This window comes from Massilia sp. WG5, from assembly GCF_001412595.2.
Taxonomy (GTDB): domain Bacteria; phylum Pseudomonadota; class Gammaproteobacteria; order Burkholderiales; family Burkholderiaceae_D; genus Telluria.
In genome coordinates, this window is the sequence record NZ_CP012640.2 from 659668 (window position 1) to 675308 (window position 15641).

The 15641-nt window shown below is 67.6% G+C and carries 12 protein-coding genes, 1 pseudogene and 1 riboswitch; of the genes and pseudogenes, 2 read left to right on the forward strand and 11 right to left on the reverse strand.

Going from position 1 to position 15641, the window contains the following annotated elements; genetic code table 11:
• Positions 1 to 3 precede the first annotated feature (3 nt).
• Complete coding sequence (locus AM586_RS02895; RefSeq protein ID WP_047825275.1) at positions 4 to 1497, forward strand: tryptophan halogenase family protein; 1494 nt, start codon at positions 4 to 6, stop codon at positions 1495 to 1497.
• 39 nt (positions 1498 to 1536) lie between these two features.
• Here the strand turns inward: AM586_RS02895 and mntP are convergent, their stop codons facing one another.
• The 11 genes and pseudogenes from mntP to wrbA form a co-directional block, all read right to left on the reverse strand.
• Positions 1537 to 2103 (reverse strand): manganese efflux pump MntP, encoded by a 567-nt coding sequence (mntP, locus tag AM586_RS02900; protein ID WP_047825276.1) that lies wholly within the window; start codon positions 2101 to 2103, stop codon positions 1537 to 1539.
• Positions 2104 to 2113: 10 nt separating this feature from the next.
• Positions 2114 to 2287, reverse strand: a riboswitch (yybP-ykoY riboswitch).
• Positions 2288 to 2367: 80 nt separating this feature from the next.
• Entirely contained in the window at positions 2368 to 3684 is a 1317-nt protein-coding gene (fucP, locus tag AM586_RS02905) for an L-fucose:H+ symporter permease (RefSeq protein ID WP_047825277.1), read from the reverse strand.
• Positions 3685 to 3719: 35 nt separating this feature from the next.
• Positions 3720 to 4691 carry a glucokinase gene (locus AM586_RS02910; RefSeq protein ID WP_047825278.1) on the reverse strand — a complete coding sequence of 324 codons (972 nt, stop codon included), beginning with the start codon at positions 4689 to 4691 and terminating at the stop codon, positions 3720 to 3722.
• Positions 4688 to 7201 carry a glycoside hydrolase family 3 protein gene (locus AM586_RS02915; RefSeq protein ID WP_047825279.1) on the reverse strand — a complete coding sequence of 838 codons (2514 nt, stop codon included), beginning with the start codon at positions 7199 to 7201 and terminating at the stop codon, positions 4688 to 4690. Before AM586_RS02915 ends, AM586_RS02910 begins: the two co-directional genes overlap by 4 nt.
• Positions 7202 to 7315: 114 nt before the next feature.
• Positions 7316 to 8674, reverse strand: a complete 1359-nt coding sequence (locus AM586_RS02920; protein ID WP_047825280.1) for a GH1 family beta-glucosidase — start codon at positions 8672 to 8674, stop codon at positions 7316 to 7318.
• 85 nt (positions 8675 to 8759) lie between these two features.
• Positions 8760 to 9788 carry a LacI family DNA-binding transcriptional regulator gene (locus AM586_RS02925; RefSeq protein ID WP_047825281.1) on the reverse strand — a complete coding sequence of 343 codons (1029 nt, stop codon included), beginning with the start codon at positions 9786 to 9788 and terminating at the stop codon, positions 8760 to 8762.
• A 69-nt stretch (positions 9789 to 9857) separates the two neighbouring features.
• Positions 9858 to 10919: an ABC transporter ATP-binding protein gene (locus tag AM586_RS02930; protein ID WP_047825282.1), complete on the reverse strand. Its 1062-nt coding sequence runs from the start codon at positions 10917 to 10919 to the stop codon at positions 9858 to 9860.
• A gap of 22 nt (positions 10920 to 10941) precedes the next feature.
• Positions 10942 to 11868 carry a carbohydrate ABC transporter permease gene (locus AM586_RS02935; protein WP_082439614.1) on the reverse strand — a complete coding sequence of 309 codons (927 nt, stop codon included), beginning with the start codon at positions 11866 to 11868 and terminating at the stop codon, positions 10942 to 10944.
• Positions 11865 to 12733: pseudogene (locus tag AM586_RS02940) on the reverse strand (carbohydrate ABC transporter permease). Before AM586_RS02940 ends, AM586_RS02935 begins: the two are co-directional and overlap by 4 nt.
• 14 nt (positions 12734 to 12747) lie before the next feature.
• Positions 12748 to 13977, reverse strand: coding sequence for an ABC transporter substrate-binding protein (locus tag AM586_RS02945; protein ID WP_047825283.1), 1230 nt, complete (start codon positions 13975 to 13977; stop codon positions 12748 to 12750).
• Between the two features lie 166 nt (positions 13978 to 14143).
• Complete coding sequence (gene wrbA / locus AM586_RS02950; RefSeq protein WP_047825284.1) at positions 14144 to 14743, reverse strand: NAD(P)H:quinone oxidoreductase; 600 nt, start codon at positions 14741 to 14743, stop codon at positions 14144 to 14146.
• Between the two features lie 266 nt (positions 14744 to 15009).
• On the opposite strand from wrbA, the gene AM586_RS02955 reads away from it, so the two are divergent.
• Positions 15010 to 15480: a hypothetical protein gene (locus AM586_RS02955; protein ID WP_047825285.1), complete on the forward strand. Its 471-nt coding sequence runs from the start codon at positions 15010 to 15012 to the stop codon at positions 15478 to 15480.
• The last annotated feature ends 161 nt before the right edge of the window (positions 15481 to 15641 follow it).

Below are 15641 nucleotides of genomic sequence, written 5' to 3' on the forward strand. Positions count from 1 at the left end.
CCCATGCAACAACAGCACAAGCCCATTCGCCGCATCGTCATCGCGGGCGGCGGCACCGCCGGCTGGATGACGGCGGCGGCGCTTTCGCGCACGCTCGGCAAGGTCATCGACATCAAGCTGGTCGAGTCCGACGAGATCGGCACCGTCGGCGTCGGCGAAGCGACCATCCCGACCCTGGTCCACTTCCACCGGCTGCTCGACATCGACGAGCGCGAATTCATGGCGGCGACCCAGGCGACCTTCAAGCTGGGCATCAGTTTCGAGAGCTGGCGCGATCGCGGCAAGGATTACATCCACTCCTTCGGCAGCACCGGCACCGACCACTTCACCGCCGGCTTCCAGCATTTCTGGATGAAGGGCCGCAGCAAGGGCCTGGCGCGCGACTATGGCGACTACTGCCTCGAGCTGAAGGCCTCGCTGGAAGGGAAATTCGCCCACTTGCCGAACGATGGCCTGAACTATGCGTACCACCTGGACGCCGGCCGCTACGCGCGCTTCCTGCGCCGCTTCAGCGAGCACTTCGGCGTCGAGCGCATCGAGGCGAAGATCGCGAAGGTCGATACCGATCCGGCGAGCGGCGACATCAGCGCCCTGGTGCTCGACTCCGGCACCCGCATCGAGGGCGACCTGTTCATCGACTGCACGGGTTTTCGCTCGCTGCTGCTCGGCCAGACCCTGGGCGTCGGCTACGAGGACTGGTCGCAGTGGCTGTTCAACGACAGCGCCATCGCGGTCCAGACCGAACGCATGGGTCCCGCCCTGCCGCTGACCCGCTCGATGGCCCACGACTGGGGCTGGCAGTGGCGCATCCCGCTGCAGCACCGGGTCGGCAACGGCATCGTCTACGCCAGCCGCTACATCGACGATGCCAGGGCGCAGGCGACCCTGCTCGGGAATATCGAAGGCAAGGCGCTGACCGAGCCGCGCGTGATCCGCTTCAAGCCGGGCCAGCGCAAGCAGACCTGGTCGCACAACTGCGTGGCGATCGGCCTGTCGAGCGGCTTTCTGGAGCCGATCGAGTCGACCAGCATCCACCTGATCCAGCGCTCGATCGTGCGCCTGTTGCAGAACTTCCCGTCACAAGGCATCCGGAAAAGCGAAGTCGACGAATTCAACGCCCAGGCCTGGTCCGAGATCGAATCCATCCGCGACTTCATCATCCTGCACTACAAGGTCACCGAGCGCCGCGACACGCCCTACTGGAAGGACGCCGCCGAGATGGCGGTGCCGGCGCCGCTGCAGCACCGCATCGACATGTTCCGGGAAACGGGACGATCCTTCCGCGTGCTGAACGAACTGTTCGCCGAGAATTCGTGGATCCAGGTGATGCTGGGCCAGGGCATCATGCCCGAGCAGCACCACCCCAGCGCGGACCTGATGGGCGACGAGGAGCTGAACGGCTTCCTGGAGGGGATCCGCAAGCATGTGGAGCGGACCGCGGCGCAGCTGCCGTCGCACCAGGAGTATGTGGAGCGCTACTGCGGGGCGACGCTCTAAGGCGCGCGCGCCGCGCCTGCTCCGGGACGCGGGCGATCCTCAACCGGCACCCAGGTGCTCGTACAGGATCGCCCCTCCGATCGCAATCAGCACCAGTCCGCCGACCAGCTCCGCGCGCTTGCCGACCAGGTGGCCCAGGCCGCGGCCCAGCATCACGCCGATGGTGACCATCGTGAAGGTCGCGAGGCCGATCGCCCCGGCGGTGGTGAAGATGTTGGCGTCGATGAAGGCCAGGCTGGCCCCGACCACCATGGCGTCGATGCTGGTGGCGACGCCGGTGATCGCCAGCAGCCAGAAGGAATGGCTGCTCGGCTTTTCCTCTTCCTCGTCGTCGGCGGTCAGGCTGGCGTAGATCATGCGCAGGCCCAGCACGCCCAGCAGGGTGAAGGCGATCCAGTGATCCCAGGCCTCGACATAGGGCGCCGCGACCCTGCCGAAGGCCCAGCCGACGAGCGGGGTCAGGCCTTCGATCACGCCGAAGATCAACCCGGTGCGCAGGGCTTCCTTGAGATGGGGGCGGTGCAGGGCTGCGCCCTTGCCGATGGCGACGGCAAAGGCGTCGGTGGACATCGCAAGCGCAATGGCGAGCGTGGCGGCTACATTCATGAATTTCTCGCTGGCCGGGCAATGACGAAGGCACGCCGCACGGCCCGGTCAAAAGCGCGCGGTATGCCAAAGGTCTTGCCAACCGAGACGGCTGCCCGTACCACGTCGCCAGGGAGGCGACGAGTATGTTGATACGGGAACTCGCGAAGGATCCGCGAGCAGGCTACTCCCCAATGGGTGCGCTATCTTACCGCAAAACAAATAAAAAACCCAGCGGCATGCAGGCACGCCGCTGGGAAATGCTGCGCAGGAACCGTGAAGAAGTCAGGCCGGCGCGTCCGCCTCGCGGTGCAGCCTGGCGTACCTGAGTCCGAAATACAGGATGAAGCCATAGCAGGCCGCCGGCACGAAGAAGGAGGTCTGCAGGCCGATCGAGTCCGCCAGCGCGCCCTGCACGAAGGGCACGATGGCGCCGCCGACGATGGCCATGCACAGGATGCCCGAACCCTGGCCGGTGTGGCGGCCGAGGCCATGCAGGGCCATGCTGAAGATGGTCGGGAACATGATCGAATTGAACAGGCCCACCGACAGGATCGCCCACATCGCCACCTTGCCCTGGCCGAAGATCCCGGTCAGCACCAGGGCGATGGCGAGCAGCGCGTTGAAGGCCAGGCTCTTGCCCGGGCTGACGTAACGCATCACGGCAAAGCCGATGAAGCGGCCGACCAGGGCGCCGCCCCAGTACAGGCTGACGTAGCCGGCGGCCACCGAAGGCACCAGGCCGGCGATCTGGCGCTCGCCCAGGAAGTTGACCAGGAAGCTGCCGATGCTGACCTCGCCGCCCACGTACAGGAAGATGGCGACCGCGCCCAGCACCAGGTGGCGGTAGGCCAGCGCCGACGCCTTGCCGCTGGCCGCGGCGGTACTTTCCTCGCCATGCGCGATCTGCGGCAGGCGCGCCAGCGCGAACAGCATCGCCAGGATGGCCAGCGCCGCCGCCAGCGCAAGATACGGGCCTTGCACGCTGGCCGCCTCATGCGCGCGGTAGGCCGCCAGCTCGGCGGCGTTCATGGCCGCCAGCCGGTCGGCGCCGACCGTGGCGGCGGACAGGATCAGCATCCCGCCGACCGCCGGCGCCACCGTGGTGCCGAGCGAGTTGAAGGCCTGGGTCAGGGTGAGCCGGCTCGACGCCGTGCTGGCCGGGCCGAGCACGGTCACGTAGGGATTCGCCGCCACCTGCAACACGGTGATGCCGCTGGCCAGCACGAAGAAGGCGAACAGGAACAGTCCATAGCCGCTCTTCGAGGCGGGGTAGAACAGCGCGCAGCCGACCGCCGCGATCAGCAGGCCCGTGACGGCGCCCTTCTGGTAGCCCAGCCTGCGGATCAGGGCGCCGGCCGGCACCGAGACGATGAAGTAGGCGCCGAAGAAGCAGAACTGCACCAGCATCGCCTGGACGTAGCTGAGCGTGTAGATCGCCTTCAGGTGCGGGATCAGGACGTCGTTCAGCGAGGTCAGGAGGCCCCACATGAAGAACAGGATGGTGACGATCACCAGCGGACCGGTGTTGTTCGCGGCGCCGGCCGGCGCCGTCGGCGCGAGCGCCGGCTTGTGTGCTGCGTTAGGTGCGGATTGAGCCATGGTGTCTCCGTGATACTTGTTGTCGTTATCGATCGTTATGCATGCAGCGACTGGTCGAGCATCGCCGCCACGCCGCGCAGGGCCGGATACTCCTCGACGATCAGCCAGGTCGGGATCCGCGCCAGGTAAGGCGACAAACGTCCCTTGCCCTCGAAGCGCTCGCGGAAGCGGGAGGCGTGGAACAGGCTGCCCAGGCGCGGCACGATGCCGCCGCCGATATACATGCCGCCGGTCGCGCCCAGGGTCAGGGCGACGTTGCCGGCCACGCTGCCCAGTACCGCGCAGAAGGCCTCGACGGTCTCGCGGCAGGCAATGCTGCTGCCGTCCAGCGCGCGCCGGGTGATCTCGGGCGCGTCCAGGCGCTGCCCGGCCAGGGCGCGGTGGATCAGTTCCAGGCCCAGCCCGGACAGCAGGCGTTCGGCGGACACATGGCCGTACTCGTCCCACAGCGCTTCCAGGATCTTCACTTCCTGCCGGTTCACGGGCGCGAAGCTGACGTGGCCGCCCTCGCCCGCCAGCGCGATCCAGCGCTCGCCGCAAGGGATCACGCCGGAGACCCCGAGGCCCGTGCCCGGCCCGATCAGGCCGATCGGCTTGTTTGCCTGTCCGGCGTTCCCGCCGCCGCCGATGCGTTCGCGCTGCTCCGCCTTCAGGTGCGGCAGCGACATCGCCAGCGCCGCGAAATCGTTCACCACCAGCAGCGTGTCCAGCTTCAGTTCGGCCTGCAGCGCCCCGATCGAAAAGCGCCAGCAGTGATTCGTCATGCTGACATCGTCCCCTTCGACCGGGTTGGCGATGGCGAGCGCGGCATGCCGGATGCCGTCGGCCGCCAGTCCACGCGCCCCGGCGCGCGCAAGATAGTCGCGCACCGCGTTGCCGATCGCCGGGTAGTCGGCGCAGGCCAGCACTTCGACGTCGGCGAAGCCTTCCGCCCCCGCCCGCTGGAGCGCGAAGCGGGCATTGGTACCGCCGATGTCGGCAAGCAGCCGATAGCCGTCGACGCTCATCGCAGCTCCTCGCAGCGCACCGCGTCCTGGTCGCCGGCCGCGCCGCCGACCGCATCGATATTCCCGAAGGCGGCCGCGAAGGCGCCGGTACTGCTGACGCTGAACGGCGTATCCACCTTGTCCAGGTCCAGTCCCTTGGCCGTGAAGCAGGCCAGCGGAATCTTGACCGCCTGCTTGCCCTTGCCGGCCAGGCGCCCGAACAGCGCGGTAGCGTCGAGCGCCGTGCCGCCCATCGCAACCGTCACCCTGCCGGCGGGCGCCGCCTGCACGATGGTGTCGAAGCGCAGCGCCGCATCCTTGGCCGCGGCGGCCGGCAGCGCCAGCGGCTTCGCGCCGTGCGCTTCGAAGCTGGCGGGGCCGCTCCAGGTGACCATCTTGGCGTCCTGCTGGGTGTTGATCTGGCTGGTCGCGACCGTGATGCCCGGCAGGCTGACGGTGGCGTTCAGGTCGGCGCCGAGCGGCTGGACCGCGGCCCCGCTGCGCAACTGCAGCGGGAAGCTGGCGCGGTCGGCTTGGCCGTACAGCGGATAGATTTGCGAGGAGCCGCAGCCGCCCGCCGGGTAGGTCGTGTCCAGCTGGCCGAGGTGCGAGCGCATGCCCTTGCGCAGGCCATAGCCGTAGGCGAACAGCGGCGCATAGCCGGGGTCGCCGACGTTCAGCGGGGTCTGGCAGACGGTCTTCGGCCAGGAGAAGGACAGCGTGCCGCGGAAGTCCAGGGCCTTGCCGCCCTTCGACGCGACCAGCAGGTCGGCCACGCCCTTGCCTTCGGTGCCCGGCAGCCACGCCGCGACGAAGGTGTCCGAGAGGTTCAGCAGGTCGTTCACCCACAGCGGCCGCCCGGACAGGAATACCGTCACCACCGGCCGGCCCTTCCCTGCCACCTGCTGCAGCACCGCCAGGTCTTCGGGATAGCGGCTGCTGTGGCGCAGGGTGCCGGACGGGCCGATGTCGCCGTCGCCTTCCGCGTAGGGGCCTTCGCCGATCACGGCGATCACGGCGTCGTAGTCGGCCGGGTTCACGCCCTTGCCGTCGGGGCTGAAGCTGACCTCGGCCGCGCCGGCGGCGGCGCGGATGCCGGCCAGGATGGTGTCGGCGTTCGGGAAGTCGGCGTTGGTATTGGTGGTGCCCTGCCAGGTCAGCGCCCAGCCGCCGGTCTGGTGGGCCATGCTGTCGGCGGCCTTGCCGACCACCAGCAGCTTCTTGCCGGCGGCCAGCGGAAGCGCCGGGCCCTCGTTCTTCAGCAGCACCAGCGATTCGCGCACGGCGCGGCGCGCCAGCCCGCGCGCCTGCAGGGCCTCATCCTTGCCGGCATAGGCGTTCTGCGATGGCCGCTTGCCGAACAGGCCGGCGCGCAGCTTGACGCGCAGGATGCGGGTGACGGCGTCGTCGATGCGCGCCATCGGAATGCGCCCCGCCTCGACGTCGGCCATGGTGTTCTTGATGAAGTCTTTCCATTCGTCCGTGACCATCACCATGTCGACCCCGGCGTTGATCGCCTGGACGCAGCTGGCGGCCGAGCAGCCCGGCACCTCGCCGTGGCCGTTCCAGTCGGTGACGACGAAGCCGTCGAAGCCCATCTTCTCCTTCAGGATCCCGGTGAGCATGTCGCGACTGCCGTGGATCTTGCCGTAGTTCTTCCCGGCCGCTACATCGTCCCAGCTGTTGAAGGACGCCATCACGGCCTGGGCGCCGGCCGCCAGCGCCGTGTAATAGCCCTGGGCATGGATGTTCATCATGTCGAGCGCCGTGGACTTGTTGACGCCGCGGTCCTTGCCCTGGTCGGTGCCGCCGTCGCCCATGAAGTGCTTGGCGGTGGCGATGGTGTTGTAGTCTTTCCTGAAGTGGTCCTGCATGCCCTTCACGTACACGCCGGCATAGCGCTTCACCAGCAAGGGGTCCTCGGAATAGCTCTCGTAAGTGCGGCCCCAGCGGTCGTCGCGCACCACCGCCAGGGTCGGGCCGAATACCCAGGCGATGCCGGTGGCGCGCACCGCCTTCGCCGTCGCCGCGCCGATCTCGCCGATCAGCGCCGGATCGCGCGCCGCGCCCAGGCCGATATTGTGGGGGAACATGGTGGCGCCATACACGTTGTTGTGGCCGTGGACGGCGTCGGTGCCCCACACCACGGGTACCTTGATGGGCATGTCGGTCGCCATCGAAGCGTCGTAGAAGGCGTTCGCCATCGCCAGCCAGTCCGCGGCCCTGGCGTGCTTGTCGTTGTTCGGCCAGCTGCCGCCGCCGTTCAGTACCGAGCCGAGGTAGTACTTGCGCACCTCGTCGGGCGTGACCGACTTGATCTCGGGCTGGGTCATCTGGCCGATCTTCTGCGCCAGCGTCATCCTGGCGAGAATCTCGGCCACGCGCGCCTCGAGCGCCGGGTCTTTCCTGAATTCGCTGGCGATGTGCGGCCAGTCGGTGAGCTTCTGCTCGGCGACCGGCTCGGCGCCGATGGCCGGCAGGGTCAGCGCGACGGCGATTGCCAGTGCGCCGAAACGGAGGGGCTTGTGCATGCGGGAGGTCTCCACTCTATTCTGTTTTTCGAGCTGCCGGAACCGTGATTGGAAACGATTCCAACGCAACGCGACAATAGTGAAGGGAATTACTCCCCATGTCAACAAGAAGGCCTACTCCAGGAAGGACCGGTACCAGTGCGCGCTGTCCTTCAGGCGCCGCTGCTGCGTGGCATAGTCGATGTGGACCAGGCCGAAACGCTTCCGGTAGCCTTCGGCCCATTCGAAGTTGTCGACCAGGCTCCAGGCAAAATACCCCTGCACCGGAACGCCGTCCCTGACCGCATCGCGCAGCGCACCCAGGTGGCGCACCAGGTAGTCGCGGCGCTCGGTGTCGTGCACGCTGCCGTCCGGACCGACCGTGTCGTCGTAGCAGGAGCCGTTTTCGGTAACATAGAGCGGCCCGGGATGGTAGTCCCGGTCGACCCGCGCCAGCAGCTCGGCCAGTCCCTGCGGCTCGACCGGCCAGCCCATGCCCGTGATGTCGGTACCGCTCGGCGGCAGGACCCGCGCATCCAGCGGCGCGTGGCCCGGCTCGTCGGCGATGGTTTCGGGGAAGTAGTAATTCACGCCCAGGAAATCGGTCCTGGCGGCGATCGCGTCGAGGTCGCCCGGCAGCACCACCGGCGCCTGGTCGCCGACCAGTTCCAGGATCTTGCGCGGGTAGCCGCGGCCGTACAGCGGATCGAGGAACCAGCGGTAGCGCAGGCCGTCGTGGCGCTCCATCGCCGCGATGTCGCGCGGGTTCGGACTGGCCGGGCGCAAGGGGTGCAGGCTGAGCGAGATGCCGACCCTGGCGTCCGGGACGTTGGCGCGGATCACCGGCACCGACTTGCCGTGCGAGAGCAGCACGTGGTGGCTGACCTGCAGCGCGGTCTTGAAGTCGGTCAGGCCCGGCGCATGCCAGCCCTCGAAGTTGCCGATGATGGCCGTGCACCAGGGTTCGTTATGCGTGATCCAGTGCTTGACGCGGTCGCCGAGGGTGCGCGTCATGGCGTCCGCCAGTTCGACGAAGGCGTCGACGGTGGCGCGCTCGTTCCAGCCGCCGCGGTCCTGCAGGTACTGCGGCAGGTCCCAGTGGTACAGCGTGGCCCAGGGCTGCAGGCCGCGCTCCAGCATGCCGTCGACCAGGCGCGAATAGAAGTCCAGGCCCTTCTGGTTCGGCTTGCCGCCGACCTCGGAAAAGATCCGCGGCCAGGCGATCGAGAAACGGTAGGCGTTCAGGCCCAGCGCGCGTGCGATATCGAGGTCTTCCGGCCAGCGGTGGTAGTGGTCGCAGGCGACCTCCCCGCTCGAACCGTCCTTGATCCGGCCGGGGGTGGCGGCGAAGCGGTCCCAGATCGATTCGACACGTCCGTCTTCGCGCGCGGCGCCCTCGATCTGGTAGGACGAGGTGGCGCAGCCCCACAGGAAGTCGGCGGCAAAATCGGCGCGCTGCGGCGCCTGCGGGTCGGGTCGGGTCGGTGTGCTCATGGTCTCGTTTCAGTCGGTGGTATTCTCGATTCGTTTGGAAAGCTTTCCAGCATCCCGTCAAAAAAAAGCGCCTCTGGCGGCGCTTTCAGGCTGCCTTTCGCCTGCCGCCCGCGGCCTTGGCCAGGGACGCGCGCAGGGTCACGCTGACCGGAAAATCCCGGGTGACCGGGCGCTGCATGTCGTAGCACAGGTTGAGCAGCGCATTGATGCCGTTCTGGGTCATCTCGCGCCATGGCATGTGCACGGAGGTCAGGCGCGGCGCCGAGAACGCCGCGCTGGGCGTGTCGTCGTAGCCGATCACCGACAGGTCGTGCGGCACACGCAGGCCGGCCTCCTGGAAGTAGGACAGCGCGCCCACCGCCATCTCGTCGTTGGCGCAGAACAGCGCGCTGCACTCGTAGGACGATTCGAGCAGTTCCTTCGCCGCGGCCCAGCCGCCGGCCGGCGAAAAGTCGCTCTCGACGCGCCAGATCCTGCCGGGATCGATGCCGTTCTCGCGCAGCTCGGCCGTGAAGCCCTCGATACGGGCGATATTGTCGGCGAGGCGGCGCGGGCCTTCGACCACGGCGATGCGGGTGTGCTTGTGGTCCAGCAGCGCGCGCGCCGCCAGGCGTCCGCCCAGCATGTGGTCGACCGTGAAGCACTGATCGGCGATGCTCTCGAAGCTGTGGTTCAGCGCCACCAGCTGCCCGGCCTTCAGGCCCAGCGAAGCGATATCCTCTTCCTGCAGTGCGCCGGTCATCACCATCAGGCCGTCGCAACCGCGTTCGATCAGGAACTCGATGCCTTCGATCGCCTGGCGCCGCTCGTCGCCGAGTCCGACGCCGAAGGCCAGCACCATGTGCAGGCCGGCCGCGCGCAGCTCGGTGTCGATGATCTGCAGGATCGGCGTGTAGAAGGTCCCGCTCAGCACCGGGATGTAGACCCCGATCATGCGGCTGGAACCGGACAGCAGCGCGCGCGCGGCGTGCGAGGGCCGGAAGCCCAGTTCGTCGATGGCCTTCCTGACCTTGGCCAGCGTGGCCGGCGACACCGAGCCCTTGCCGCTGACCACGCGCGAGGCCGTGCCCAGACCGACGCCGGCGAGCTTCGCTACATCCTTGATAGTGGCCACAGGCAGATCCTCACTTCCGATTCACGTTCAAATTCTGTCAAAACAGCAAGCATAGCGCAAGCCCGCCCTTTACAGGCGGTTTCCCGAGGCCGGATCGAACAGCGACACCCGGTTCGCATCCACCGCGAAGCGCAGCGCCTGGCCCGGCGCGTAGCTGGAGTCGTCGTGCACCAGCGAGGCCAGCAGGTGCGCGCCGCAGCGGATCCACACCACCTGGTGGTTCCCCATCGGCTCGACCAGCGACACCGTGCCCGCCATGTCGCCATCCGCGCGGATCGCCACATGCTCGGGACGCACGCCCAGCACCGCGCTGCGCTCCGTCACGCCGCCCGCGCAACAGCCCGGGCCCGGCGCCACAAGCAGCGCGCCCGCGCCGAAGCGTCCCGCGCCGTCCAGCCGGCCCTCGACGAAGGCCATCGGCGGCGCGCCGAGGAAGCCCGCCACGAAGCGGTTCGCCGGGCGCTCGTACACGTCGAGCGGCGTACCGATCTGCTGCACCTGGCCCTTCTCCATCACGACGATGCGCGAGGCCAGGGTCATCGCCTCGACCTGGTCGTGGGTCACGTAGATCATGGTCGAGCCGAGCTTCTGGTGCAGCAGCTTCAGCTCGCGGCGCAGTTCGGCGCGCAGCTTGGCGTCCAGGTTCGACAGCGGCTCGTCGAACAGGAAGACCCGGGCCTGGCGCACCAGCGCGCGGCCGATCGCCACCCGCTGGCGCTGGCCGCCGGAGAGCTGGGACGGCCTGCGGTCCAGCAGCGCGCCGAGCTGCAGCATTTCGGCCGCATGCGCGACGCGGCGCCGTATCTCGGCCTTCGGCGTGCCGGCGATGCGCAGCCCGAAGGACATATTGTCTTCCACGCTCATGGTCGGGTACAGGGCGTAGGACTGGAACACCATGCCGATCCCGCGCTCGCTGGGGTCGGCGTCCGTCATGTCGCGCCCGGCGATCTCGATCGCGCCGGCGTCGAGGTCGACCAGGCCGGCGATGCTGTGCAGCAGGGTCGACTTGCCGCAGCCCGAGGGTCCCAGCAGCACGAGGAATTCGCCCGGCTCGACCTGCAGGTCGAGGTCGCGGATGATGCACTTCCCACCCAGCTTGATGTTCAGTTTGCGCAGGTTCACGTTCGCCATGTCGTTCTCTCGGCCCTCGCCCTCAGCCCTTGATCGCGCCGGCGGCGATGCCGCGCACGAACCAGCGTCCGGATGCGAAATACAGGGTCAGCGGCACCAGCGCGGTGAGGATGGTCGCCGCCATGTTCACGTTGTACAGGCGGGTGCCGGTGGTGGTGTTGATCACGTTGTTCAGCTGGACGGTCATCGGCAGGTTCTCGCGGCCGGCGAACACCAGGCCCAGGATGTAGTCGTTCCACACGCCGGTCACCTGGATGATGGCGGCCACCACGACGATCGGCAGCGACATCGGCAGCATGATGCGCAAGAAAATACGCCAGAAGCCGGCGCCGTCGACCCGCGCGGCCTGGAACAGCTCCCGCGGGACCGAGCAGTAGTAATTCCGGAACAGCAGGGTCATCATCGGCATGCCGAACACCAGGTGCACCAGCACGATCGCCGGCAGCGAGCCGAACACGCCGGCCAGGGCCAGCACCCGCACCAGCGGGTAGATCATGACCTGCACCGGCACGAAGGCGCCGGCCATCAGCACGCCAAAGAACAGGTTCGCGTGGCGCGGCCGCCAGAACGACAGCGCATAGCCGTTGACCGCGCCGACCAGGATCGGCAGCACGGTCGAGGGCACGGCGATCGCCACCGAATTCCAGAAGCCGGTGCGCAAGCCCTCGCAGGCGGCGCCGGTGCAGACCGTGCTCCAGGCCTGGCGCCAGGGCTCGAGCGTCGCGCCGAGGGGCAACGCGAAGATGCCGCCGTGGCGGATCTCGTCCATGCTCTTGAGCGAGGTGACGATCATGACGTACAGCGGCAGCAGGAAGAACAGTGCGGCGCCGACCAGAAAGGCGTAGATGCCGATGCGCGCCGGCGTCAGGCGGCGCCGGCGCGCGCGGCTCGGCGCGCGCTTGTCGGCGGCCGCCGCCGGCAGCGAATGGGCCACGGTGTGCGGATTCATGCGGCCTCCTGGCGGCTGCGAGCATAGGCATAGGGCGCGAGCAGCGCCAGCACCGGGACCAGCAGCACGACCGCGCCGGCGGATGCCAGCCCGACGTTCGAACGCAGGAACAGGTGGTCCATGATGAACTTGGCCGGCACTTCGCTGGCGATGCCGGGACCGCCCTGGGTCATCGCGACCACGGCGTCGTACAGCTTCACGACCGCCGTCGCGAGCAGCAGCAGCACCGTCGCGATGGTGGGCCACAGCATCGGCAGGACGATCTGCAGGTAGACGCGCCAGGCCGGGATGCCGTCCAGGCGCGCGGCTTTCCAGATCTCGGGGTCGACGCCGCGCAGGCCGGCCAGCATCAGCGCCATCACCAGCCCGGACGCCTGCCATACGGTGGCGATCACCACCGTGTAGATCGCCAGGTCCTGGTCGACGATCCAGTCGAGACGAAAGCCGTGCCAGCCGAGCGCACGCACGGCGGAATCGATCCCGTCCCCCGGCTGCAGCAGCCACTGCCAGACAAGGCCGGTGGCGACGAAGGACATCGCATAGGATAGAGGAAGACGGTCCGCAGCACGCCCTCCCCGCTCACGTTCTGGTCGATGAAGACCGCCAGCAGGAAGCCGATCACCAGGCAGGCGAACACGAACAGCAAGCCGTACACCGCCAGGTTGTGCAGCGAGAGCATCCAGCGCTCGTTGTCGAACAGGCGCTGGTACTGGGCCAGGCCGATGAAGTGCCGCGACGGGAAGGTGCGCGACGCGGTCATCGACATACCGAGTGTCCAGACCGCCGCGCCGATATAGCCGACCAGCACGGTGACGAACATGGGCAGCAGCGCCGCGTAGGGTGTGAGGGTGCGCCTGGTCTTCATCTCAGCGGCGCATCCTAGTAGCGCAGCGCCGAAGCGATGCTTTTTTGCGCCTTCTCGACCGGCATGCTGGTATTCCAGTAGGCGGTCAGCACGTCCTGCAGGGCGCCGTTCTGGTCCGGGGTCAGGTAGACCTCGGCCACGCCGAGCGGGCGCGCGCGGTCGCGCAGGATCGCCATGCCCTTCTGCGCGCAGACGTCGAGCCCGCTGGCGTCGAGGTCCGGGCGCACCGGCAGCGAACCCTTCAGCTTGCTGAAGCGGAGCTGCACGGCGGGCTGCTCGACCACTCTCGCCATCAGCTTCTGGGCGCGCACGGCGTCCGGGTCGTCGGTCTTCGGGAACACGAACACGTCGCCCTGGATCAGGTAGGGACTGTCGGCGGCGAGTCCCGGGAGGCAGCCGTACTGCCGGCCCGCGGTCTGGCCCGCGTTGGTGAATTCGCCCTTGGCCCAGTCGCCCATGATCTGGATGCCGGCGCGGCCGGCAATCACCAGCGCCGTGGCGTCGTTCCAGTTGCGGCCCGGCGAGCCGGGATCGACATAGGACTGCAGGCGCTTGTACGCCAGAAGCACCTTGCGGAAGGCGGCGGAATGGATCGCGGCCTGGTCGCGGTCGCGGATCACCTTCAGGTACAGATCGCGTCCGCCCAGGTTCGACAGCATGCTGGAGAACAGGATCACTTCCTGCCAGGACTGGCCGCCGTGCGCCAGGGGGATCAGGCCGGCGGCCTTCAGCTTGTCGAGCGCGGCGAACAGTTCGTCGACGCTGGCGGGCTCCCTGGCGATGCCGGCCTTCTCGAACGCCGACTTCGAGTACCACAGCCAGGTCTGCATATGGATGTTCATCGGCGCCGCGTACCAGTGGCCATTGACCTTGATGACGCCGACGATGGGTTCGGGAAGCACCTGGTCCCAGTTCTGCCGGCGCGCGAGCTCGTCGACGTTGTTCAGCATGTCTTCCTCGATGATGTCGAGGAACTGCTTGGAGGTGTTGAACTGGGCGGCGGTCGGCGGATTGCCGCCGATGATACGGTTGATGGTGACGGCGCGCGACTGGTCGCCGCCGGCGATGGCGCTGTCGATCCAGCTGCCGCCGGCGTCGCGGTAGGCCTGGGCGACCTCGCGCACCGCGGCCGACTCGCCTCCCGAGGTCCACCAGTGGATTACCTCGGCGCGCGGACCGGCATGCGCCGCCGCAGCGGATGCGCACAGCCAGGCGACAAGCGCCAGCCTGCGGACTGCAACCATCTCGTCTCGTCTCCATGATCGGCTGCCATTTCGAGGGCACGTGTGTGGAAACGTTCCCATGGCTTTTGCCGGACTATAGCACCGGGCCGAAATTAGTGTCAAACAGAAAAACCCAAGCGGATTTTCCTATAAAACACAGACGAGATGGCGGAAATTTTTTCCCGCGTCAGCCAAACAGCTTGACCGCCGTCTTCGCCACCAGTTCTCCCTGATAGCGCGCGCCGTCCAGTTCCCGCTGGCTCGGCTGCCGTTGTCCCTGCCCGCCGGCGATGGTACTGGCGCCGTAGGGGCTGCCGCCGGTGATCTCGTCGAGGGTCATCTGGCCGGCAAAACCGTAAGGCAGGCCGACCACCACCATCCCGAAGTGCAACAGGTTCGTGAGGATCGAGAACTGCGTGGTCTCCTGGCCGCCGTGCTGGGTCGCGGTCGAGGTGAAGGCGGCGCCGACCTTGCCCTGCAGCGCGCCGCGCGCCCACAGGCCGCCGGTCTGGTCGAGGAAGGCCGCCATCTGCGAAGGCATGCGGCCGTAGCGGGTCGGCGCGCCGATGATGATCGCGTCGTAGTCCGGCAACTCGTCGACGGTGGCGATCGGCGCCGGCTGGTCGAGCTTGAAGTGCGCCGGACGCGCGATCTGCTCGGGCACCGTCTCCGGCACGCGCTTGACCACGGCCTCGGCGCCGCCGGCGCGGACGCCTTCCGCGACCGCGTTCGCCATCTGTTCGATGTGGCCATAAGTGGAGTAATACAGAACCAGGACCTTCGCCATGCCGTCCTCCTCGCGTCGATGCCGCTTGTGGTTTGTGGGGACGCCCATGCTAGCGCAAACGCAGCGGGCGGGACGCGCGGCAGAAAGGCGGAGAGGCTGCTGGACGGCCTGCGTCATCCCAGCGCGGAGCGGGCGCAGGCGCCGTCCCACCCTGCGATTCAGCAATATCCTGTCCGAGATATCCTACGTCGCCCTCGCCTGTTTTCCGATTGTTCGTCTCAGTGAGGGGCCTACCATAGGGTCTTCGGCACAGACAAGGAGCGCGTATGCCAAGCAACCAAGAGTACAAGGGTAAAGGCATGAAAGGCCGCAACTATGACGAAATGAGCGGCGTCGGCACCAGCAGCGCCGGCAAGAACGGCGCTACCGGGAACCTCAACGACGGTGGCCGCGACGGCGGTGTCGGCGCCCCCGACCTGTCCGACTCCGGCAACCTGCAATCGGCCAAGGCCGGCCAGCCTGGCGGCACGCCCGCCCAGGGGGATTCATGGCGCGGCCAGGCCAACCAGCAAGGAGGTGGGATGAACCAGCAATCCGGAAACCAGCAAAACCAGCAAAACCAGCAAAGCGGCAATCTCGGCAACCAGCAACAGGGAGGCAAGCAGCAACCTGGGCAGAAGCAAAGCGGCAACCTGGGCAACAAGCAGAGCGGCCAGCAGGGCAGCCAGCAGCAAGGGCAGCGCCAATCGGGCCAGGGCAGGCTGAGCCAGGACGATTCCTCGGACGATCAGCTGTAATCATTACCCAAACCAATGCGGCGGGCGCTTGCCCGCCGTGCTCCACCTTTTTTCATCCAGACAATCTTCCGTTGCGCAAATGCCGCAAAGATTTTGGACGGCGTAAATATTGCTATACGGAATGATATACTCGCCGGCAAACCGTATCCATCCCGCATAGC